Genomic DNA, 23,756 nt, shown 5'->3' with positions numbered 1-23,756 from the left:
GCGATGAGCTACGTATTTTTTATTGATGACGATGATGATATTAGAGCCGCGTTACAGCAGAGCTTCGAACTCGCCGATATTGATGCACAATTCTTCTCATCGGTAGAAGAGGCGCTGTTGTGTCTAAAACACAATGAGCGACCACTCGCCATTATTTCCGATATTCGTTTACCCGGGTTATCAGGTCTAGATCTGCTCAATACCGTTACTCATCACTACCAAAATATCCCAGTAATCCTCATCACAGGACACGGTGATATCTCTATGGCGGTTCAAGCCATTCAAGATGGCGCCTATGATTTTATCGAGAAACCCTTCTCTGCCGAACGTCTTATCGAAATCACGCAGCGAGCGATAGAGAAGCGACAACTTACCCTTGAAAATGAACGCCTCAAACGTTCACTAAAGGCAAGTCAAACCCTTGGCCCAAGAATTATCGGTGACACTCAGGTCATTCAAGAGCTACGCTCTACTATTTCTGTGGTTGCTGATACCGATGCTGATATCTTGTTATTTGGGGAAACGGGCACAGGTAAAGAATTGGTTGCGCGCTCTTTGCATGAACAAAGCTCAAGAAAAGAAGGGAATTTCGTCGCGGTAAACTGTGGCGCAGTTCCTGAAAACTTGATTGAAAGTGAGTTGTACGGCCATGAAAAGGGCGCATTTACCGGTGCAGAAAGCACGCGTATTGGTAAATTTGAGCATGCAAATGGCGGCACGTTATTTCTTGATGAAATAGAGTCTATGCCCCAGCAAGCACAGATTAGATTGTTGAGAGTCTTACAAGAACGTGCCATTGAACGTATTGGCTCTAACACCCTGATACCCTTAAACATACGGGTTATTGCTGCCACAAAAACCGATCTAAACCAAGCCTCTCTGGATGGTAACTTTCGGCAGGATCTTTATTACCGACTAAATATCGTCACACTTGATTTACCACCATTAAGAGATCGCAAAGATGACATCGCCTCTTTGTTTCACCATTTTCAACTGGTCGCCGCATCTCGCTATGGAAAAACGGCCAACGCTTTATCTGCTCAACAATTGAGTCAGTTGATTGGCCATGATTGGCCAGGAAACGTTAGAGAACTGAGAAATTGCGCAGAACGTTTTGTATTACTTGGCAAAATCCAAGCAGGTACGCCTACGCCAGGAGAGAACGACGATGCTCAATCACTTGCTGAGCAGGTAAATTTATTTGAGAAGAATGTCATTGAGCAGGCCCTTAGTGAAACTAACGGAAGTATCAAAGCTACGATGACGAAGCTCAACATCCCAAGAAAAACTTTGTACGATAAAATGCAGAAATATCAACTTATTAAGGAGTCTTATAAAAGCACCTACTAAATTACTGTAGAAGTGTGAGCTAAGTCTCCTATACTGAAATTATATAGACAGTAAGTTGCATAGCAATTAAGTATAAGAACACGTAGGGAGACAATTATGGGCGAAAAAACGAAGGTTCCCTTAATTTCTGATACGGTAGAAATCGATGGTATTTTTTATGTTGAGCATCGCACCAGCGAAACAGTAGACAGAAGGAAAAAACAGAGTAGACGTGTTTTTTATGATCGACGCTCTCAGCCAGATCCAAGAACGCAGAACATCAAGCATATCGATGAGGAGGTCTAACGACCTCCTCTTTTTTTCGTGAGTCAGAGGTTACTTGGTAATGATCTCCGGCCCCATTAATGTGGTCGGAAGCCACGTTGACACCCACGGAACGTAAGTAACGATGATTAAGAATAGGAACATCACCGCGACCCAAGGCAATGCCGCTTTCACCACACCCATCATCGACATTTTCGCCACCCCAGCGGTCACGAAGAGATTGAGCCCGACCGGTGGTGTTATCATCCCAATTTCCATGTTCACTACCATCATAATGCCAAGGTGAATGGGGTCGATACCTAACGCAATAGCAATTGGGAACACCAAGGGTGCAACGATGATCAATAAGCCCGACGGCTCCATGAACTGACCGCCGATAAGCAGTAAAACGTTGACCACAATAAGAAAGGTAATTGGGCCAAGACCCGCTGAAAGCATTGATTCCGTTATCATTTGAGGAATGCGTTCTTCGGTTAACACATGCTTAAGAATCAAAGCATTGGCAATGATAAACAGAAGCATGATGGTCAGTTTTCCAGCTTCAAACAACGTATGCTTGGTATCTTTATGAACAAAAGCTTGGAACACTTTAACAAGGGCTGGCTTGCGATTTTCCTTATCAGCAAATGGCCCCATGTCTTTGTAAATAAAATTGGCAATCAAAAACGAATAGACAGCAGCAACCGCAGCCGCTTCTGTAGGTGTAAATACGCCACCATAAATACCGCCAAGAATAATCACCACTAGTAACAAGCCCCAACTTGCCTCACGAGCGGAGTCGAACACTTCCTTCCAACCGACAAATGGTTGCTTGGGCAAACCTTTCACGGTTGCAGCTATGTAGATCGCTACCATTAACATTAAACCGGCGAGCAACCCTGGAATAACACCACCTAAGAACATACGACCTACCGACACATCTGTTGCTGCAGCGTACACCACCATAACGATGGAAGGTGGGATCAAAATCCCTAGTGTACCGGCATTACAAATAACCCCTGCCGCAAACTCTTTGGTATAGCCATTTTTGATCATACCTGCGATAACAATACTACCAATCGCAACGACCGTAGCAGGTGATGAGCCAGATAGCGCGGCAAACATCATACATGCCACTACCGACGCCATGGCTAGACCGCCTCGGAACCAACCAACCATAGCTATCGCAAAGCGAATGATCCGCTTCGCCACACCACCCGTTGACATAAAGCTTGATGCGAGAATAAAGAATGGAATTGCAAGTAACGTATAGTGGCCAGCAAAGGCGTTAAACAAGGTTTGCGCTACAGATGCTAACGATGCGTCCGAGTGCATTAGTAGGAACAAGATACTGGACAATCCCAGTGACACGGCAATAGGCACGCCAATTAGCATGAAGCCTACCACCATTAAAAAGAGTAATAGAATATCCATGCTTATTTATCCTTGTCTTTAACACTGTCAAACGCGTTGTCTTGCATGTCCGCTTTTAACGCTTCTAGATCTTCTTCAGCTTCATGACCTGCGATCAGACGATCCAATTTGCCCGTCATGATCTGATACGCTGCCTGAGTGAATCTAAATGTGAGTAGTGCCATACCAATTGGTAAGGCCATATAAGGAATAAAGCGCGGTAGTTTTTCGTAACGTTCACCCTCATTGAGCCAGTCAGCTAAAAACTGCAACATTTCGGGCATAGGAATATCATCGGTTTCATACCACGCACGTTCGGTAGCGAACGGATACCAATAGTTCCATGAACCGATCAACAACAGGATAGAGAAGGCTAAACAAGATAATACTGAGACGATAGCAAAAAGTTTGCGCTTGTCTTCTAAGACCATATTGATGACAACATCAACACCGATATGGAAATGTTTCTTTACTCCATAAGAGGCGCCGACAAGCACCATCCAGGCAAACATAAATACGGTAAGTTCAAGAGCCCAAAGAATATTATCGTTAAATACGTAACGAGAGATAACGTTAGCAAAAGTCAGTAACGTCATCGCGCCTAGAAAGAAAGCAATCAAGGTTTCTTCAAAAGCATCGGTAACTTTACCAATACGAGAGATAACAGACTGTTCCATGTGATACATCGCTTTTGTAATAGTAGGGACAGGAGGTTAGGCCCCACTTCCCGTGAGGCCCCTCGTTATGAGTGTGAGATTATTGTTGGTTTGACGCTTGAGCTGCGTCAATCAGATCTGAGCCAATATCTTTCTCAAACTTCTGCCAAACAGGTTGCAACGCTTGAACCCATTGCTGACGTTGCTCAGGAGTCAACGTACGCACTACACCACCAGCTTCAACAATGTTGTTTTTGTTAGCGAGGTTGACTTTACTCGACTCAGAATTACGAGTCTCTGTCACTTCTTTTAGAATCTGTGCAAATTGCTCACGAGTGTCATCCGGCATACCATCCCAGAACTCTTTTGAAGTCACGACAAGATAATCAAGGATACCGTGATTGGTCTCTGTCACGCCGTCTTGTACTTCAAAGAACTTCTTGCCATAGATATTCGACCAAGTATTTTCTTGACCATCGATAACCTTAGTTTGCAGGCCGCCATACACCTCTTTAAAAGACATTTTCTGTGGGTTCGCCCCTAGTTGTTCAAACTGAGCAACTAAAACGTCAGACGCTTGCACTCGGAATTTTAGATCCTTTGCATCTTCTGGTAGTAATAATGGTTTGTTGGCAGACATTTGTTTCATGCCATTATGCCAAAACGCTAGACCTTGAAGACCACGACGATTCATCGCATTTTTTAGCTTTTCACCCGATTCTGAGTTTTGAAAACGATCGACGGCTTCCACATTTTCAAATAGGAAAGGAAGATCAAAAATACGGTACTTCTTGGTAAACTTCTCGAACTTAGAAAGTGATGGAGCGGCAAGTTGAACATCGCCGTTTAAAAGGGCTTCGAGAACCTTATTGTCATCATAAAGAGTAGAGTTAGGAAACACCTGCATACACGCTTTACCGTTCATTTCCGTATTGACACGCTCTTCTAACAAAGATGCGGCGATACCTTTAGGGTGCTTGTCGGTATTGGTGACGTGACTAAACTTAATCACTATCTCACCAGGATCGCACGCTGCCGTGGCATTGAAACTTGCCAGAGCAATAGCAGAAACAGACAGTAGGGATAGAGGCTTTAACATTATTATTCTCCTTTGGATTAATGCAGTCCCATCAATGGGTACTGATAGGCATCAAGAGAGCAATAAGAGTGCCAACCTCAAAAAAACAAAACTTTTCAGAAAGATAATTGAAATTCAGTAATGAGCAAACACTTCGGGCATAAAGTAATGAGTGGAAAATGAAACACGGAAATTTGTGGTATTGGTGGGAAATGACCCAATATCAAAAAAAGAGCTGACCCACTCCCCCCCACTGGCTTTGTGGGATCAGCTCTAAAAATGTGAAGCCGTAATGCCTCACATCCCTACACTAACAACCTCTCCTCAGTCCCTGCATCAAAAAACACCGCTTTAGACATATCAAAATAAAGGGGGGCCACGTCCCCTGCATTGACGTCAAATTCAGGTGATAGACGGCACGCTACTTCCTGTTCATTGACTTTAACCATAGCAATAACATCAGGACCTGTTGGCTCAAGAACTTCCAGTTTGAGTTTTACTTTAGTTGCAACGGCCGTCTCTTCATCGAGTTTTTCTGTGATGTGTTCAGGACGCAGACCAATCACAATCTCGTTGCCATCTTGTGAGCGCAGAGATTCTGGCAGCGCGACAACATGCTGTTGATTATCACCTGAGAACACGCGGACAATTGGCTTATCGTTCTCATCCAAGTCAACACGTGTCCTAATAAAGCTCATCGAAGGAGAGCCCATAAAGCCTGCTACGAACATATTGTTTGGCTTGTTATAGATCTCTTTCGGCGAGCCCAATTGCTGTAACTCACCGTCTTTCATCACCGCAATGCGATCAGCAAGCGTCATTGCTTCGATTTGGTCATGAGTGACATACACAATTGTTGTCTCTAGCTGTTGATGGAGGCGCTTTATCTGATGTCGCATCTCCACACGTAGTTTTGCATCTAGGTTAGATAAAGGCTCATCGAACAAGTAAAGCTTAGGACGACGCGCTAACGCTCGACCCATTGCGACCCGTTGCCTCTGTCCACCCGAGAGCTGTGATGGTTTTCGGTCAAGAAGGTGGTCAATCTGCAACATCTCAGCGACTCGGTTGACCTCGGCATCAATCTGTTCCTGAGGCATTTTTCGAATTTTAAGACCAAAAGCAATATTGCCACGTACCGTCATATTGGGATACAGGGCATAAGATTGAAATACCATAGCAATATCACGGTCCTTCGGCTGCACTTGCGCGACGTCACGACCATCAATGACTATTTCGCCAGAGCTTATGTCTTCAAGTCCAGCAATGGTATTCATCAAAGTCGACTTTCCACAACCTGAGGGGCCAACAAGGATAAGGAACTCGCCAGAGTCAATGCTGATATCTATACCCTTGAGAGTTTCATTATCCGCATTTTTATAAGTTTTGCGGATCTGTTTAAGTTCTAAAGTTGCCATGTTGATTATCCTTTTACTGAACCCGCAGTCAGACCGCGAACAAAATACTTCCCTGCAAGAACATAGACCACCAAGGTTGGTAACGCTGCAATTATCGCCGCCGCCATATCAACGTTGTACTCTTTTACGCCTGTACTTGTGTTAACTAAGTTGTTGAGTGCCACTGTAATCGGCTGTGTCTCAGAGCCTGAATAGACCACCCCGAACAAGAAATCATTCCAGATCGAGGTAAATTGCCAAATCACCGTCACCATGATGATGGGTGTTGACAGCGGCAGTAGGATTTTAAAGAAAATGGTAAAGAAGCCTGCGCCGTCTAATTTGGCTGCTTTGACAAGCTCGTCCGGCACCGCAATGTAGAAGTTACGAAAAAACAGCGTCGTAAATGCCATGCCATAGATAACGTGCACGGCCACCAAACCAGCGGTTGTATTTGCTAGACCCAGCTTGCCAAGAAGAGCTGCCATTGGGAGTAGAATAACTTGAAACGGAATAAAGCATCCGAACAATAGTAGGCTGAAAAACAAATCTGAGCCTCTAAACTTCCACTTAGTGATAACGTAACCGTTGAACGCGCCGAGCAAGGTTGAAATAGCTACAGCAGGAATCACCATTTGGAATGAGTTCCAGAAATAGCCCTTCACACCTTCACATTTCACACCTGTACAGGCGCTATACCAAGCTTTCCTCCACGCATCGAATACCCATTCAGTTGGCAGCGACATCAAGTTACCTGCTTTGATATCTGGCAGTGTTTTAAAAGAGGTAATAAACATAACAAACAAAGGCATCAGGTATATCAGACAAAAGAAGGTCAATGCTGCATAGACAAATAATCTGGAGAAATTCATTGACGAGTTCATGATTTCTTCTCCCTAAGTTCCGAGTACAGATACGGAACCAAAATAGCCAGTATTCCAGCAAGCATCATCATAGCACTGGCAGCACCAAGACCAATCTGCCCTCGTGTAAATGAATGCGCATACATAAATAGCGCAGGCAAATCCGATGAATAACCAGGACCACCCGCAGTCATGGCCGTAACTAAATCGAAACTCTTTATCGCAATGTGCGAGGTAATAATAACCGCGCTAAAAAATACCGGTCGCAGGCATGGCAAGATAATTTTCCAGTAAATAGCTGGTAAACTGGCACCATCGATTTGCGCGGCTTTGATAATGGATGAATCAATACCACGAAGGCCTGCTAAAAACATTGCCATTACAAAACCAGATGACTGCCAAACCGCAGCTATAACTAGCGTATAGACAGCCATATCTGAGTTTACGAGCCAATCAAACTTAAAACTATCAAATCCCCAGTCATGCATTAATTTTTCAATACCAAGCCCGGGGTTCAAAATCCACTTCCATGCTGTTCCTGTCACGATAAAAGACAGTGCCATTGGATAGAGATAAATGGTACGAATCGCGCCTTCCTGACGAATATTTTGATCAAGTAATATTGCCAGCCCTACGCCAAGGAGGATCGCAATGAGCATAAACAACACCCCGAAGATTCCGAGGTTGGTGATTGAGGTGATCCATCTATCGTTTTCCATCAACTTTTCATACTGTAAGAAGCCAGCAAAATTGAACGAAGGTAGAAAACGCGAGTTAGTCATTGAGACCGCAGCGGTCCAGAAGATAAATCCGTAGATACACACTATGGTCACTAGCATAGTGGGCGCCATAACTAATTTTGGTAGCCATTGCTGTAAGCGATCTACCAAGCTAAATCTCGGCTCGGACTGTTTATTTGAGTTGTGTGCTTTCAAAGTCTGCTCCATAACCTTTCCTAACTAAAAACTGCTTTCGGAATTGAGCAAACGTTAAAGGTGCAGAGCACCACCCACTCCCTTTTAAAAAAGGAGTGGGTCGTATTTAACGCTTGATTCAGGAGGACTAGATAGCCGCTTTGACCGCTTTGGCCAGTTTCTGTGCTGCTTCTTTCGGATCCGCGTTGGGATCATTGAAGAAATTAGTCACTACATCATAGATGGCGCCTTGTGCGTAACTGGTTGTCGACATACCATGAGCCATACTCGGTACAAGGTCACCTGTCTTAGCTGACGCTTTGAAGGTTGCCATTGAGTCCAGTGCACATTGATCAAACGCACTCATGTCCATATCAGTACGAACTGGAATTGAGCCTTTGTTGAGGTTAAATACTTCCTGGAAATCCTTATCCAAGATAGTCGCAGCCAATGCCTTTTGCGCTGATACATTCGCTTCATCTTTGATTTCAAAGAACGCGAAACTGTCTACGTTGTGTGTGAATTGACCATCCGTACCTGGTGCAGGAGCGCAGATATAATCTTTTCCTGGCACCTTACCAGCTGCGGTAAATTCACCTTTTGCCCAATCCCCCATAATTTGCATTGCAGCTTCACCATTAATAACCATTGAGGTTGCAACGTTCCAATCTCGGCCAGGAGAGTTGGCATCGATGTAATCATGAACTTTCTTGAACTTGGTAAACACTTCGACCATCTTATCTCCAGATAGCGTATCCATATCTAGTTCAACAAATGCCTTACGGTAATCATCAGAGCCCAATACATCTAGGGCGACCGCTTCAAACACTGTTGCGTCCTGCCATGGCTGTCCCCCGTGTGCAAGAGGAATGTAACCTGCCGCCTTTATCTTTTCTGCCGCAGCAAAAAACTCATCGAGTGTTTTAGGAACCCCCACGCCTGCTTTCTTCAATACTTCTGGATTAGCCCACAACCAGTTAACACGGTGCACATTAACAGGTACAGCGACGTACTCACCGTTGAACTTCATTACATCAGTGACCATGGTTGGCACAACGTCATCCCATTTACCAGACTGCGCAACATCGTCTAGGTTGGTCAAAAAGCCAAGCCCGCCCCATTCTTGAATATCGTGGCCTTTGATTTGAGCCGCGGAAGGGGGGTTGCCTGATACCGCGCGAGTTTTTAGCACCGTCATCGCGCTCTCACCGCCGCCACCTGCTACAGCAAAGTCTTTCCAAGAATGTCCTTGCTCCTCTAGCATCGCTTTAAGTTCTTGCACGGATTTAGCCTCACCACCAGAAGTCCACCAGTGAAGGACTTCTACTTCGCCTGCATTAGACAGCGATGGTAAGAAGGTAGCAGAGAGAGATAGAGTCAGTAGAGTTTTATTAATGTTCATTGTTTTCTTCCATGTATCAATTAGACAAAAGGCCTTTATTGCCTGTTCTCGACACTAAGTGTAGAAAAAATGAGCAACAAAAAACGCAACAAATTGTTAGTCAATGGTAACAATAATGTTACATTACAACCTATACCTCTAAGTTTGGTGGTATGTAAACTTTTACCTCCAATCCCCCCTGAATCGAATTTTGTAGTGTGATGTCTCCACCCAATCCATGAAGAATGCTGCGGCATATCCCCAAGCCTAAACCGTGACCTTCTTTATCAATTTCGAAGCGAACGTACGGCTCAAAAACCACTTCCATCTTTGACTCAGGAATACCTTCACCCTTATCTAATATTGTGATCACGGTCCATGTTGGAGTCTCTTCAATTGACACAAATGCATGCTTGCCATATTTAACAGCATTGTCGATCAAGTTGGTCAATACCCGTTTAATCGCAAGCGGTTTCAAAACGACAGGCTCAATTGGCAAAACCCTAAAGCTTACTCGTGTGTGAACTTGATTATAGGCCTCTGAAATGTTTCTAACCATCTCGTTTAGGTCCACAAATTCATGATTCTCATGCAGTTCAGTATCGCGAACGCATTGCAGTGACCCTTTTACCATCATTTCTAGGTCATCAAGATCTTGATTAAATTTGTGGCGCTTAATGTCATCATCGAGCAACTCGGCTCTGAGCCTTAGTCGCGTAATAGGTGTTTTTAAATCGTGGGAAATAGACGTAAATAAATGCTCTCTATCGGAAATATATTTTCGGATCCTAGTTTGCATCCGATTAAAGGCCCGAGTGGCCATCACTAGTTCGGTTGCACCCTCTTCTTTTATTGGCGACTGGTCTACATCCATACTCATTTCATTTGCTGCTTTTGCAAGTCGTCTCAGCGGTTTTACCTGAGCTCGAACCAGTAAAAAGGTCAGCACCAAAAGTAACGATGTAAAGATAATTAGGAATACCAACTGATCTTTAGAAAAAATAGTGTCATCTAATTGCATGTAAGGGGAAGGCAATAACGCCGCCACATAGATCCACTCTCTCTCTTTAAGTTTGATTTGCACCACCATTATTGGTGGGTCAAGAGGTCCAAGAGTCAGGGTGTGATGAGCCCAAGATTTTGGTAAGTCATCCAGAAAAATATCATTTTTAATCAGCCTTAGATTTGCTGCTTTAGAGAAGTTTACGCTGACAGATTCAACTTTTGGTAGTTTTTCTTTAAGCACACGCGTAACTGATTGCATGGAAGCGAGTTTGAGCGGTGTATCGGGGATCGGATCAACAATGAGCTCTTCACTGTTGAATGACACAAAGAATCGCGTACCACCCATATTACGGATCTGATCCAGTACAATATGGCGATAGGCCGTCGGCAATTGTTGGAAAAAAGTCACCGTCGAGGCAAACATGGTTGCCATACTAGCAGAAGTATCACGAATACCCGAAAGTTCGTCTTGCTTGGTTTTTTGATACCAAATGGCAGTGAGAACAGCCTGGGAACATAACACGGCGAGTAATGTAAGCAACAGCGTTCTTGCCACTAGCGAATTTGGGTTCAGCCGCTTGAACCAATGAACTTTAGACATTATTGATCGTATTTTACGGGTACAGAAAGAATATATCCGTTACCACGTATCGTTTTAATATAGTCAGGATAGGCTTTACTGGAACCCAATCGATTTCGAATTCTACTCAATTGAACATCAATACCACGCTCGAAGGGGAGTGCCTCTCGACCTCGTGTAGCAAAAGATATCGTATCACGATTGAGAATTTCATTCGGGCGAGACAGAAACAGCATCAGCAACGCAAAGTCACTACCGGATAGGTCATGCGTGCGTCCATTCAACTTATTGGTCATACGATGAGCGATGGTGTCTAAATGCCAGTCGCCAAAGTCAATCGTTCTTGGTGGCAAATCTTCTGTCTTCTCACTACTGAGATGGGTACGACGCAACAACGCTTTGATGCGCGCCATGAGCTGACGAGGACTAAAGGGCTTAGCAATATAGTCATCTGCACCTATTTCCAAACCTATGATTTGATCGGTTTCATCGGATACCGCCGTCAGCATAATGATTGGCACTTGCGAATCTCGTCGTACACGTTGGCAAAGAGTAAAACCATCATCTCCCGGCAACATGACATCGAGCAGAATAAGATCTGGGTAACCTTTCGCTTTAATGAATAGCTCCATCTCTAACCCATCTTCAGCAGTAGAAACTTGAAAGCCAGATTTCGTCAAATACTCATCGAGTAAGAGACGGATCTCTTCATCATCATCTACAACCAAAATGTGCGTCTTAGCCTGCATTTTATTTCCTTAAGTCAGCACTTACTTTCTATAGTGTAAGGCTTTATGGGGAAATTTATTATTGCTTCGTTTATATAATTTGCAGCTTGAATTTGCGCAAAGTCACAAAAGTGACATGCTGATACGATTTGGCTATGAAGGGTTAACAAATTCATTCATCTTTATGATGAGCAGGTGATTACCATACGTTTACCCCATTCAGGTGGCAGCTTGGCGAGTTCTTCAGCGTCTGGTTGTTCTTCATAAGGTGCTTTAAGCACATTTGCCAGTCTATGAACCAAAGAAAAATCACCGCTTTCCGCTAGCTCTATCGCCTGTTGAGCTAAGTAGTTTCTTAGAATGTATTTGGGGTTCACCAAACGCATTTTTCGACAGCGTTCAGTCTCTGAATCATTTTCTAAGCGACAACGCAACATATAGCTTTCTACCCAAGATTGTGCTTTAGCGCGATCAATAAACAAGTCAACCACAGGTGTAATCCCATTGCTATCTATATTCGATAATGATCTGAAAAAACGAGTATAATCGACCTTTTCACTTTTCATAAAAGCAAAACATCGAATGAAGAATTTCTCATCTTCATTTTGCTTAGTCAATAGACCAAACTTCTCGCGCATTTGCCGACTGTATTCTGTTTGCAAGAGTGGCGTAAAGGTTTCCAATCCATTATCGAGATCTTCGCGGTCAATAAGAGGAGACAAAGCATGAGCCAATGCCGCCAAATTCCACATTGCTATCGATGGTTGGTTGTCAAACGCGTAGCGCCCCTGGTAATCAGAATGATTGCAGACATACCCTGGTTCATAGTCGTCCATAAAGCCAAAAGGACCATAATCAAAAGTCTGCCCTAAAATTGACATGTTATCAGTATTCATCACCCCGTGAGCAAATCCTTTGGCTTGCCAGTGCGCGATCATTTCTGCGGTCAAACGTACCACTTCAGCAAACAAGGCGACATAAGGCTTGTCTGCGGTTAAACATTGAGGCATATGCCATGCAATGACCTTATCGGCTAACACACGAAGCTGCTCATGCTGACCGCTATAAAAGAAGTGTTCAAAATGTCCAAAGCGAATATGCGTTTCGGCGACTCGCAACAGTAGCGCCCCCTGCTCTACTTTTTCTCGATACACAGGTGTATCACTGACCATCATTGCCAAAGCCCTTGTCGTTGGTACACCTAACCCCTTCATGGCTTCACTGCACAAATACTCACGAATGGTCGAACGTAATACCGCTCGGCCATCTCCCATACGAGAATAAGGGGTTTTCCCAGCGCCCTTAAGATGCAGATCGAAAGTCTGGCCCGACTTTGCCGTTAGTTCTCCCAACAACAAGCCACGCCCGTCGCCTAAATCGGGGTTATAAATACCAAACTGATGGCCCGCATACTTCATTGCAAGTGGCTTAATCTGCTCATTCGACAAACTACCAGAAAGCACATCCAGCAAAGCGTGTTCCTCATCAACCTCGTTAGGCAATCTAAGCTCAGCCGCCAGATCTTGATTCCAAGCCACCCAGCGTGGATTGTCCAGAGGTGTTGGTTCAACCTGTGTGTAAAAACTCTTAGGAAGGGCTAAAAAACGATGCGAAAAAGACAATGAATCCAGCGAAAACATAGGCAGCTCTATACGGGTTCGATAACAATGAATTAGAGTATAGCGAGTTGTCGTGGATAGAAAACAAACGAAAAGTGTGGATATTCACTTATTTGAAGATTTTACTAAGAGATGAGAATAGAGCTAGGCATGCTTGCTACGCCTAGAGGAACGCTCATCTACAAACTCAAGTGCTTGCGTTTGAGCTGTCCCCTAAGGTCTACGTTATTAGAGCAAAACCAGAATGGCGAGTACTGTACCCAGAGAGAATAGGCAAGTGCGACTAATAACGCCGAGGTTGGAAGGTTGAATCATTTCTTGATGCATAGACAAACACTCCTTTTTATTACACTACTATTACAACTTAGGCTTAAATGGTTATTTTTGCAACGCTGTTCGCAAAAACCTTTGAAATAGCGCCAGAAAAATCACCAAAAAACGGTTAAAACAACAATAGTGCAACCAAGGAAAGTGGCAAAGCAAATAGGGATAACAAGATGCTTATCTCTACCTAGTGAAATAAAGCCTGGTGGTTGATGAACAACAACCGTCACAAGCAAAATGTTATACAGAGCTATCAAAACTCCAATAAGAAAAACATCGAAATATACCAAACTCGTCGCTAAATAGACGTAAAAGCCTATTAATACATAATCTATAACCACAAGCCATGCTAGGCACTTTCGCATATTGAAAACCGAGTGAAGTAGCTCAGTCATAACGATTCATCACCTCAAACGAGGTTACTGGTTGATTGTACTCCGCCTGTCCAATGGCCTGACGATGTGACTCTTGTAACACTGTATCGAGTTCTTTTTCCGCTAGAGGTGAAGCCCTATCCACTTGTTCTAGAGCAAAGGTCTTATAGACCTTATTCAATTCATTTAACGTCTTCGCGGTTAAGATATACAGTTCAATACGACGGTTAATGCCGGATTTAGCATTATCGAAATCAATAGGCGCAGTGTCACTCATCCCCGTCACTTGGAAAATATGGCGCTCTTTCAGTCCTCCCTTATCTAGATAGTAACGAGCACTGTTAGCTCGATTGCTAGACAGCTCCCAGTTCGTCATTCGACTTCCTTTATAGCGGCTCGCATCCGTATGCCCGGTGATGATCATCTTGTTTTCGATTTTTTCTAGCAGCCCCGCTAAATTCAGCAGCAAATCCTGATAGAAAGGCGTCACTTTGGCCCCTCCTCGAAAAAACATTGGGCCTTTATCTGAATCGGCAATCACCAGTTTAACGCCTTGAGGGGTGACTAATACGCTGACACTGCCAAGGGCATCAATGCCGGATAGCTCTTGTTTGACCCGCTGAGCGAGTACCTCTAATTCTTGTTGACTGTTAAACTCACCTTCAAGTACTGAGGTGTCGTTGATGCGATGCAATTCTGCATCGTAATGAGATGTCGCGACATGGGGCAGTGGTAGTGGGTTGATAGAATTGCCACCACTTTCGTTAGTCCCTAAATGCATAATGGGATCATTACCGTAAGCAAAATAGTACAACAGCTTTTTCTGATCGTCTACATCAACAACTTGCAGTATCCACAACACGAGAAAAAGGCACATTAGCGAGATCATCAAGTCTGCCATAGCAACTTTCCAACCACCATGTTGCAGTTCGTTTCGCTTACGACGTCCTTTTTTATTAATGATGATATTTGGTTGTTCCATCATTTGCTCCTTAGCCTTATGAAGGCTGTTGTCTGAGCACTTCTACCGCTTTTTCTAGTTCGACAAACGACGGTTTATAGCGAGTCTCGATATTTTTACGCCCTGCATTCGCGCACATGTGTGCTGATTGACCTTGAGCGTACGCTGACAGGATTGATTTCACACACAGCAGCGGCGCTAACTGGTTCTCGGATACGTCTTTAATACTGCTCGACATCGGCCCGAGTACACAGTAACAACCAAATACGCCGGTAAAGGTTCCGACTAACGCACCCGCGATATTCTTACCGATCTCACTTATCTCGCCATCAAGACCTTGCATGGTAAGAATGATACCCATAACCGCCGCAAGAATACCGAGCCCCGGCATGGCTTCCGCTGTGGCATGCAATTTCTCTGAGGGCTTAGTGTATTCATCTTCAAGGTGCTCGATTTCCTCTTCAAGAAAAGCCTCTAACAAATGCTGAGATTGTTTTCCAGTGATCACCTGTCGGAAAGAATCAATGATAAATTGAGTTGTTAGCGCATCATTGGTGATCTTAGGGTATTTAGCGAAAATCTTACTCGAATCAGGGTTTTCAACATGAATATCCAGTGCTTTGATATTTTGAACTCTGGCGGTATTAATCAGCTCAAACATCAGGGATAACAGCTGTTGGTAATAATCTTTATTGTAAGGCGTGGCGCGAAAGGCAATACCAATCTGTTGAGCCATGAGTTTCAAGGTCGCTGAGGTGGTCGACATTAATAAACTGGCAAACGCCGCACCGAAAATAATGATGATTTCTGACAGTTTGAAGATAAACTCAAATTTACCGCCAAGGAAAATGAAACCGCCAAAAATTACGCTCAGCACCACAACAATACCGATCAATTTTTGCATACATCACTCTCCTTCATTCTACTCTTGAGAATGTCCAAACCTCGGTGCTTCAATCGATGCACCTTGATTTCGTTAATATCGAGAACCAGTGCCGTTTCTTTGGTACTTAAGCTTTTCACGTACACCAAATAAAGAATGCGCTTTTCCATTTCAGGAAGCGTGTTTAATACTTGTTTCACTTCATTGAACAGCACTTCTCGATCCGTTTCCGGAACCGCTGTTATCACTGTATCCAACTCAATATCATCAAACACATCCACCAGCGTCATGGCTTGTTGAAAATCATGACTTTCAATGCCTAAATGATGACAAATTTCGTTGGTTGTGGGCTGTCTTCCCAACTGCTGAACTAATTGCCGTTCAGCGTGTTTGATTCGATTGACCAATTGGCGCTTATCGCGCTCCATGTAATCCCGACGGCGCAGTTCATCGACGAGTTCACCTCGAATTCGTACCGCCACAGCACGACGAAAGTCATCATTGGCGACATGGTCAAACTTCCTAAGTTCAATAACCAACGTCATCATGGCTGTTTGACGTAACTCTTCAAACGTTCCTTCATCAACCGCGTAACGATATTGATACAGCAGCCCGTTAATCAGCTTGATATTTTGTTGCAACACCAACTTTTCTAACTCCTGCAACGTAGCTTGGTCGTTAGTTTGGGTATGCTGGTATTTAGGCTGCATCAACATAGTGACAACCTATTGAAAGACCGCTTTAGTGACAAGTACATCGCCGACTTGCAAGCTCGGTAATTCATCCAAGTCGTCTTTAAGGTCGTCTTGAATCACGTAAATAAACTGTTTGTTATAGAAATAAGAGGCTTCTTTGATACTGAATTTTTTAATGATTCGATTCTTAATTCGGCTTAATTGCTCATGCACATAGGCTCCATTTTTCTGTGGGGTAAACATGGAAACATCAAGCAAAAGCAAGCTTTGTCGATTACCTAAATTAATGGGCACTAAGACATTTTCCAATTGAATCTCAACCTGTTGCATTTTTACTGGTTCAGGCTCTGTCGGTGAAAGCCAAGCGCTCAATGACGCCATGTTCAACATATTGCTTTGGTACAACCAAAAACCTGTCACCGAGAGAGCAAGCGTCGCGACGAATGTGACAATAATTTTAGTCATCCTTAAGCCCTCGCTATGTAAGCACGATATTCCAAAACATCGCTGCTATCTTGACTAGACGTATCATTGGTCTTCGGGTTGATATCTGACTCTGAATGCCCACTTTGTTGTTGAGATTGAAACGACTGTGAGTTTGATTGCCCTAGAGTGATAGTGACCTCTGAAAGCTCACTATTTTGTGCGACGAGTTCTGCTCTTAGGCGTTCTGATGTCGCAAGAATCGCTTCCCTTGTTGCCGCGGACGTTGCGCTCACTTGGATCGTAACGCGCTCACCATCAATTCTTACATGTATATCCACTTTGCCAAGCTCTGGTGGATCAAAACGAATTCGAGCGGCTTGATTGCTGGTGTCCAATTGAAGCTGAATTTTATCTCGCAGCACTTGGTAAATTTGTCTTTGGCTATCTACGTCAAGCGCTTTACTGACTTCAATAGTCGGTGCCACTCGACTTGCTGTTGTTTCATTTACTAGATACAGCGCTTCGGCGGATTGTTGGGTGATGGTCCCAAGAGGGAGTTGCGAGCTGAGTTTTAAGCTTGCTGGTGTCCAAAGGTTCATAGAGCTGGCCTTAGGCGCAATGCCTGGCAAAGATTCTAATTTGAGCAAAAAGGGGGGAGTCTGAGGTGCGCCCTTTGGTAACCACCTGTCCTTAACATCCAATATCACGCCACTCAATACCTGCTGAGAAAAGGAGATATCGTTGGAAATCACTAGCACTTCATCATTTTTGTGCTCGTCAGCTTCAAAAGAGAGCTGATGGGGCTGCGATGACGCTGTTAGCACTTGGATAGAGGCTGCGATTGAGCCTGCGACTTCATTGAGTCGAAACCGTAACTCCTCTGCAGGCAGAGGTAAGCTAACACTTGACGTCTGCGCAGGCTCTTCGAGCATCAACAGACTCATGGGTTTCAAAATACTGTGTTCATTAACCTCGCGAACATCGCTCTCAAAAACAACGCCTTGTTCAATAGGTAACGACTGCTGCACCTGATTCAGCACTGAGAACAAGGTTTGAAATGAGTGTGCAATGGGCGTCATTCGAGTTTCCCCAAGCTCAGAAGACAGTGAGGAGTGAGGCGTTGAAGCGACATTGGTCTTCACCACAGAGTCGCCCACCGACAGCAAGTCGAAAACCAAGCCATTGGTCGTCCAACTATTTGATGCCATTTTTCCTTGCAGTTCCATGACTATTCTCCTGCTCTCACCTGTGTCTGGGTATACGCTTTATCTCGCTCGCGCAGACTTGAATTAGCATTAAGCTGCTGTTTAAGGATAACTTGTTCATGCTCTACTAATGCTCTGCATTGGTTGTGAACAATTTTCAACCGCACAACCAGAGACAAATAACTCGGATGTGATTGCTCTATGGCTAGCAGCACCTGTTTGAGCAAACGGTTTAGCTTTTCGATCTCAGAAAACTGTTTGTTAGTAACCGCCTGTTCTAGCTTGAGAACAAGACGTTCTAATTGCTCAGGACTGGGCTTCATCAAGCCACTCCATTGCGCCTTCCCACCCTTCCTTAAGATCCATCATCACTTCAATAAGCTTGTCTATTAGCTCGGTATTCATCTCCTTAGATGCTTCAAAAACCGTCGCAATGCCATGCTCATAAAGGGCGTGTATGTTCTGAATAAGGACTTCCCCTGTCGATAAATCAAGAGAGGCATCTAGCCCTACTAAGATATCAATAGACTTTTGAGAAGCTTTGGATTTAAGCTCAAGATCCTTATGCTCTATCGCGTATTTGACGCTTTCTAGCTCCTGAATTAGACGCTCATGTAACATACATATCAGCTCAAAACTTGATGATACTGATGCATTAGCGGCCACTTGAACGTTGGCATAATTAGCTTGTTGCTGTTTTCCTAATAGCATGCGGTTTCTCCTTAAACCGTGAAAAGCCCGGAAACGGAATCCAATTGACTGCTGAGTGAATTCAATTGAGTAAACTGGGCAAGGTAACGGTTATAGTAGGTCTCATAACGAGTATCCAAAGCAGACAAGGCGTCGTTGATACGACTTTTTTCATTGTTCAGGGTATCAATTCGGCGATTGAGCGAGCCGTTGGAGAAGTCGATATAGCTCTCTAACTGAGTTTCAAACGCTTCGAACACACCGCCCGTACCTGTAAATAGTGTTTCAAAATCGATGTTAGCAGCGGCACTTTCAAACACATCCGAGTCCAAACTCAATTTACCGTCGCGATCAATTTCTAGCCCCAGCTCAAAGAGTCGAGTTCCGCCATAATCAGCTCTAATAACATTGGATAATTGGTTTTTGATATTGCGTATTGTGCTGTCGGAAGCGAGCACCCCGCGTGCTTCATCTTCGCTTCCTGACTGCGTCAAGTTGGTGATTTCGCTAACAGCATTGTTGTAGCTATCTACAAACTCTTGCAGCGATGCTACCGTGGCGGAAATGTCATTACCTATATTGATATTAGTCGCCGCATCGCCACTGATATTCGCTTTGAGAACCGTGAGATCGACACCATCGATTAAGTCTTCGAAAGTATTGCTAGAACTGGTCAGCTGCGTACCAAATTCATTACCGAGAGCAATAATGGCATCTTGAGCTGCTTGTAACGGTGCCGCACTTGCCGCTGTTACCGTCGTGTCCCAACCGCTTGCCACATCCGCGGATAAGGTGAAACTGGCCTCAACCCCCTCATTGTCGGAGCCAAACAACACTTTCATTGCTCCCTGCGACTTAATCAGCGTTGCTTGAATTGAACCATCAAACTGGTCGTTGAAGTAAGTCACAAACTCACTGTAGGTGACATCACCACTTATATCGCTATCAGCATCCATGATGTTGATACTGGTCGTAGCCCCACCTTGCATCACCGAAAAGCTTCCAGCCGCAGCCATCACATCGTTCGGGTCGGTAGAAGTAGCATCAAAGACAACTTGGTGATTAGATGCCATCTGCTTAACGAAGACATCAAGATTAACCTCTTCCGTACCTGGACTGGTCGTTAACGAAACGTAGTCTTCACTGGAGGTAGACGTCGAGGTTTGAGTGAGACTAGAACCTGTTTTTGTAAACTGGTAGATGTTGTTTTCGAGAGATTGTAATGCGGTTTTGACTTTGTTGATGGCCGATGTCTTGGACGAAATTGTTGACAATTTTTGGTTGTAGCGCAGCTCAAAAGGCTGCACGTCTAAGCTGGCAAAATTACTGGCGAGCTGCACCGCATCAACGTTCATGATCCTTCCCTCTTTAGTCCAATAAGGAGGTACAGCTCTACCCTCCTTGGCATGCTATTACTATGATTATCCTAATAAGCTCATCGCTAGTTGAGGTACCATTTTCGATGCACTAAGCATTGATGCCCCGGATTGCATTAGCATTTGTTGTTTGCTCATATTGCCTGATTCTGAAGCGAAATCAGTGTCCATAATTCGACCTTTAGAAGCATCCACATTTTCAGTCATATTACCGAGATTGGTAATGGTATGTTCTAGTCGATTGATTGTGGCACCAAATGTAGAGCGAATTTCACCTAGGTTACCGACAAATCCATTGTCCGTTGCCGTAGCTGGATCGCCAGTCAATGCATCCATAGCAGTAAGTGCGTTAGCTTGTGTTGTCAAATCACCAATACCCAGTGCTCCAGTAGTACCAACAAAAGTCTGAATGTCGGCCAGAGCTGATGAAGCGCCGCCAACCGTTGTATCGAATGTTAATGTTTCTGCTGAAGTGCTACCTATCTGGAAATCGATAGTGGCATCAAAAGCCCCTGTACCACTCATCAAATTATTACCACCGTAGTTAGTGTTTGCTAAAATATTCGCTAGCTCTTCACCTAACTGTTGATACTCTGAATCCAATGCCGCTAAATCTGCTGTAGTATTCGTGCCGTTAGCCGCTTGAGTCGCTAGGTCGTTCATACGATAAGCGATATTCGTCATCTCATCGAAAGCACCTTCTGCCGTTTGCAGCATCGAAATAGCATCTTGTGAGTTACGCATTGCTACATTCATACCACGAGACTGCGCTTCCAAACGGTTAGCAATTTGCAAGCCCGCCGCATCGTCAGCAGCTGAGTTAATTCGAAAGCCGGTAGACAGTTTTTCCATAGATTTAGTTAACGCACTGTTTGTCGACTGCAACGTGTTCTGCGTGACCAAGCTTGCGTAGTTAGTGTGTACTGATATAGCCATCTGATGTTCCCCATCTGTGTTTGCTGTTCAATGACTGCTAACGACAGTGCAAAAATTCCATTTCATATTTTTTCGAAAAAAAATCCATTAACCTTAAAATTACACGACTCAAAAGTGAGAAGTGGATGAAAAATATCCTAGTATTTTAATCAACAATAACCACAAAAATGGCTGTTATGGGAAACATATTTAAGGCAGTAGCGTCAAGGCTGACGATTCCGATCGTGTTGCTCATGATCTTAGCGATGGTTATTCTGCCGTTACCACCGATCCTGCTTGATGCGTTTTTTACCTTTAATATCATGCTAGCTATTGTAGTACTATTGGTCAGCAGCACAGTCACTCGAGTTCTCGACTTTTCTATTTTTCCGTCCCTGCTTTTGGTGGCGACATTACTTCGATTAACGCTGAATGTGGCATCAACCCGTATCGTTTTGCTTGAGGGTCATAACGGTGGCGATGCCGCCGGTAAAGTTATTCAATCGTTTGGTGAGGTCGTGATTGGCGGCAGTTATGTGGTGGGTATCGTGGTGTTTGCGATTCTGATGATCATTAACTTTGTAGTGATCACCAAAGGTGGCGAGCGGATCTCAGAAGTATCCGCTCGATTTACTCTTGATGCATTACCAGGGAAACAGATGGCCATCGATGCTGACCTTAATGCAGGGGCTATCGATCAAAACGAAGCCAAAGCTCGACGCTTAGAAGTCGGTGAAGAAGCGGAGTTTTACGGCGCCATGGATGGGGCAAGTAAGTTCGTTCGAGGCGATGCTATCGCGGGATTGTTGATCCTATTTATTAACCTTATTGGCGGTGTACTCATCGGTATTTTTGAGTATGGCCTTTCTGCAGAGAACGCCTTTCAAACATACGCTTTACTCACTATAGGTGATGGTCTTGTTGCTCAGATCCCATCACTATTACTTGCAACTTCCGCTGCCATTATCGTAACGCGAATTAGTGACAACGATAATGACATGGCACAAACCGTAAAAAGGCAGTTACTCGCCTCGCCAAACAACCTTTATATGGCAGCAGGCGTAATGTTCGTTATAGGAAGCGTGCCAAACATGCCTCATCTGGCTTTCTATACTTTTACCGTCTTGCTGGCATTTGTTGGTTGGCGTCAGTCAACGTTTCAAGCTACTCCTGAACAGATCGAATCTGATGTAGACGCGCTACCGCGCACCAATCATGAAAACACGATTGATTGGAGCATCATTCCCAATGTCGATGTGATAGCGCTCTCTCTAGGGTTTAAGTTAGTACCTCTTGCTAGCAATAAGAAAGGAGGTAATCTCATCAAGAGTATTCGCGGCAGCCGCAAAACCTTGAGCGAACAAATTGGTTTTGTGATTCCAGAGGTGATTATTACCGATAATCTCGCGCTCAAACCCTCAGAGTACGCGATTAGTATTGATGGCGATGAAATAGAGCGCGGTGAAGTCTATGCCGATAAATCCATGGCGGTTGGCAACCGAATTGACCACCCAGACCTAGATGGCATCGTGGGTGTCGACCCCGCTTATCAGCTCCCTGCTTTGTGGATAAACCAAGCGGACAAAACTAAAGCTATTAACCTCGGATTTCAGGTTATTGAGGTGTATGACGTGATTGCGACACACGTCAGCAAAGTATGCAGTGAACATCTAGACAATATCTTTAATTATGATGATGTGAAAGCAATCAATCACCGACTCGCTATTCACCACCCTGAGCTGGCAGAAAACCTTGCCAACGTGATTTCGCCTAGCCTGCAAATGCAAGTGATTCGCCAGTTACTTGCTCAGCAAGTGCCCATCATTAATGTACGAACCATCGCAAACACCATTATCGAAAGTATCGATACGGTTAAGGATCCAATTCTGCTGTCATCAAATATTCGTGTGGCGTTAAAACGAACCATAGTGAATTTGGTATCGCCCAACAACAAAACCATTAACGCCTTTATTATCGGTTCTACATTGGAAAATGAACTGAAAGGCGCGATTTCTCTTAGTCAACAGGGCGACCCAAACATTCCGTTAGATGCCATCCCCGTTGAACCCTCTGTATTACAAAAGTTTCAAAACCGCATGCCGACAATAGTCCAAACCATGCAAAGCCAAAATCTACCCCCTGTTATCGTTGTTCCACCAACCACACGACCCATGGTGGCCAAATTGGCCAAGGCTTTTGCTAAAGAGCTTATCGTGCTTAGCTACAATGAGATTCCGAATGAGTATGGGTTAAACGTACTTGGTGATGTTGAGTAACGTTAAAAAAACCGAGCTACGTTAATAACTCGGCATCAATCAACTCTTTTTGGGGGCGGAGACGTTTATTGAGGAATAACAACTTGCCTTGGTTAGTCTTGACTAGATCTTACAAAGTCGGCCTTCTGACACTCGGCCTGCTGGTATCGTAACTCGGAATTGGACAAAAGTTTGCTAGCGATTTGCCTAAATTAGCAATCAAAACTACCGGTGAAACCGGTAGTATGATGAAAGCCCCTAGAAGGGGCTATGTTTTATAAGCCCGAGAGTCGCAACTGCTCTTGGCGTTTTTCTTCCGACTCCTGATTACGTATGTATTCACGAATCATCTGTTCATCGAGTCCTACTGTGCTAACACAGTAACCTCTTGCCCAGAATTTTCTCCCAGTAAAGTTACGTTTTAC

At 44.2% G+C, this 23,756-nt stretch carries 23 protein-coding genes; 3 read left to right on the top strand and 20 right to left on the bottom strand.

The window, feature by feature from the left end:
• Positions 1 to 3 precede the first annotated feature (3 nt).
• Together VTH8203_RS05865 and VTH8203_RS05860 are read left to right on the top strand one after the other, a co-directional pair.
• A complete protein-coding gene (locus VTH8203_RS05865; protein WP_096992822.1) occupies positions 4 to 1,350 on the top strand; it encodes a sigma-54-dependent transcriptional regulator in 1,347 nt (448 codons plus the stop codon).
• 96 nt (positions 1,351 to 1,446) lie between these two features.
• Entirely contained in the window at positions 1,447 to 1,635 is a 189-nt protein-coding gene (locus VTH8203_RS05860) for a hypothetical protein (RefSeq protein WP_096992821.1), read from the top strand.
• Between the two features lie 30 nt (positions 1,636 to 1,665).
• Here the strand turns inward: VTH8203_RS05860 and VTH8203_RS05855 are convergent, their stop codons facing one another.
• The 19 genes from VTH8203_RS05855 to lafA all read right to left on the bottom strand — a co-directional run bounded on the left by VTH8203_RS05855 (position 1,666) and on the right by lafA (position 21,097).
• A complete protein-coding gene (locus VTH8203_RS05855; protein WP_096992820.1) occupies positions 1,666 to 3,027 on the bottom strand; it encodes a TRAP transporter large permease in 1,362 nt (453 codons plus the stop codon).
• Between the two features lie 2 nt (positions 3,028 to 3,029).
• On the bottom strand, positions 3,030 to 3,683 hold the full coding sequence (locus tag VTH8203_RS05850) for a TRAP transporter small permease (RefSeq protein WP_096992819.1): 654 nt from the start codon (positions 3,681 to 3,683) through the stop codon (positions 3,030 to 3,032).
• A gap of 79 nt (positions 3,684 to 3,762) precedes the next feature.
• On the bottom strand, positions 3,763 to 4,761 hold the full coding sequence (locus tag VTH8203_RS05845; RefSeq protein ID WP_096992818.1) for a TRAP transporter substrate-binding protein: 999 nt from the start codon (positions 4,759 to 4,761) through the stop codon (positions 3,763 to 3,765).
• A 284-nt stretch (positions 4,762 to 5,045) separates the two neighbouring features.
• Complete coding sequence (locus tag VTH8203_RS05840; RefSeq protein ID WP_096992817.1) at positions 5,046 to 6,158, bottom strand: ABC transporter ATP-binding protein; 1,113 nt, start codon at positions 6,156 to 6,158, stop codon at positions 5,046 to 5,048.
• 5 nt (positions 6,159 to 6,163) lie between these two features.
• Positions 6,164 to 7,021 (bottom strand): carbohydrate ABC transporter permease, encoded by an 858-nt coding sequence (locus tag VTH8203_RS05835; protein ID WP_096992816.1) that lies wholly within the window; start codon positions 7,019 to 7,021, stop codon positions 6,164 to 6,166.
• A complete protein-coding gene (locus tag VTH8203_RS05830; RefSeq protein ID WP_096992815.1) occupies positions 7,018 to 7,947 on the bottom strand; it encodes a carbohydrate ABC transporter permease in 930 nt (309 codons plus the stop codon). The genes VTH8203_RS05835 and VTH8203_RS05830 overlap by 4 nt, the downstream gene beginning before the upstream one ends.
• Before the next feature lie 115 nt (positions 7,948 to 8,062).
• Positions 8,063 to 9,316, bottom strand: a complete 1,254-nt coding sequence (locus VTH8203_RS05825) for an ABC transporter substrate-binding protein (RefSeq protein ID WP_096992814.1) — start codon at positions 9,314 to 9,316, stop codon at positions 8,063 to 8,065.
• A gap of 130 nt (positions 9,317 to 9,446) precedes the next feature.
• Entirely contained in the window at positions 9,447 to 10,901 is a 1,455-nt protein-coding gene (locus tag VTH8203_RS05820; protein ID WP_096992813.1) for an ATP-binding protein, read from the bottom strand.
• Positions 10,901 to 11,629 (bottom strand): response regulator, encoded by a 729-nt coding sequence (locus tag VTH8203_RS05815; protein WP_096992812.1) that lies wholly within the window; start codon positions 11,627 to 11,629, stop codon positions 10,901 to 10,903. Before VTH8203_RS05815 ends, VTH8203_RS05820 begins: the two co-directional genes overlap by 1 nt.
• Before the next feature lie 161 nt (positions 11,630 to 11,790).
• Positions 11,791 to 13,248: a protein adenylyltransferase SelO gene (locus VTH8203_RS05810; RefSeq protein WP_096992811.1), complete on the bottom strand. Its 1,458-nt coding sequence runs from the start codon at positions 13,246 to 13,248 to the stop codon at positions 11,791 to 11,793.
• Between the two features lie 690 nt (positions 13,249 to 13,938).
• Positions 13,939 to 14,910 (bottom strand): OmpA family protein, encoded by a 972-nt coding sequence (locus VTH8203_RS05800; RefSeq protein ID WP_244181151.1) that lies wholly within the window; start codon positions 14,908 to 14,910, stop codon positions 13,939 to 13,941.
• A gap of 13 nt (positions 14,911 to 14,923) precedes the next feature.
• Positions 14,924 to 15,790 carry a flagellar motor stator protein MotA gene (motA, locus tag VTH8203_RS05795; protein ID WP_096992808.1) on the bottom strand — a complete coding sequence of 289 codons (867 nt, stop codon included), beginning with the start codon at positions 15,788 to 15,790 and terminating at the stop codon, positions 14,924 to 14,926.
• The gene (locus tag VTH8203_RS05790; RefSeq protein WP_096992807.1) at positions 15,778 to 16,485 is read right to left on the bottom strand and encodes a sigma-70 family RNA polymerase sigma factor; all 708 of its coding nucleotides are present in this window, start codon (positions 16,483 to 16,485) and stop codon (positions 15,778 to 15,780) included. Before VTH8203_RS05790 ends, motA begins: the two co-directional genes overlap by 13 nt.
• Before the next feature lie 9 nt (positions 16,486 to 16,494).
• Positions 16,495 to 16,929: a flagellar biosynthesis sigma factor gene (locus tag VTH8203_RS05785; RefSeq protein ID WP_096992806.1), complete on the bottom strand. Its 435-nt coding sequence runs from the start codon at positions 16,927 to 16,929 to the stop codon at positions 16,495 to 16,497.
• A gap of 2 nt (positions 16,930 to 16,931) precedes the next feature.
• Positions 16,932 to 18,116: a flagellar hook-length control protein FliK gene (locus VTH8203_RS05780; RefSeq protein WP_096992805.1), complete on the bottom strand. Its 1,185-nt coding sequence runs from the start codon at positions 18,114 to 18,116 to the stop codon at positions 16,932 to 16,934.
• 2 nt (positions 18,117 to 18,118) lie between these two features.
• Positions 18,119 to 18,418, bottom strand: coding sequence for a hypothetical protein (locus tag VTH8203_RS05775; RefSeq protein WP_096992804.1), 300 nt, complete (start codon positions 18,416 to 18,418; stop codon positions 18,119 to 18,121).
• Positions 18,402 to 18,806, bottom strand: coding sequence for a flagellar export chaperone FliS (locus VTH8203_RS05770; RefSeq protein WP_096992803.1), 405 nt, complete (start codon positions 18,804 to 18,806; stop codon positions 18,402 to 18,404). Before VTH8203_RS05770 ends, VTH8203_RS05775 begins: the two co-directional genes overlap by 17 nt.
• Positions 18,807 to 18,817: 11 nt before the next feature.
• Entirely contained in the window at positions 18,818 to 20,140 is a 1,323-nt protein-coding gene (fliD, locus tag VTH8203_RS05765) for a flagellar filament capping protein FliD (RefSeq protein WP_096992802.1), read from the bottom strand.
• Between the two features lie 66 nt (positions 20,141 to 20,206).
• Complete coding sequence (gene lafA / locus VTH8203_RS05760) at positions 20,207 to 21,097, bottom strand: lateral flagellin LafA (protein ID WP_088876845.1); 891 nt, start codon at positions 21,095 to 21,097, stop codon at positions 20,207 to 20,209.
• A gap of 167 nt (positions 21,098 to 21,264) precedes the next feature.
• On the opposite strand from lafA, the gene VTH8203_RS05755 reads away from it, so the two are divergent.
• A complete protein-coding gene (locus tag VTH8203_RS05755) occupies positions 21,265 to 23,352 on the top strand; it encodes a flagellar biosynthesis protein FlhA (protein ID WP_096992801.1) in 2,088 nt (695 codons plus the stop codon).
• 254 nt (positions 23,353 to 23,606) lie between these two features.
• Here VTH8203_RS05755 and VTH8203_RS05750 read toward each other — a convergent pair.
• Positions 23,607 to 23,756 (bottom strand): transposase (locus tag VTH8203_RS05750; RefSeq protein ID WP_208617716.1); only part of this gene is annotated, 150 nt, incomplete at its 5' end.

Source organism: Vibrio thalassae, from assembly GCF_900089835.1.
GTDB lineage: Bacteria > Pseudomonadota > Gammaproteobacteria > Enterobacterales > Vibrionaceae > Vibrio > Vibrio thalassae.
This window is presented reverse-complemented; position numbering and strand designations above follow the sequence as displayed.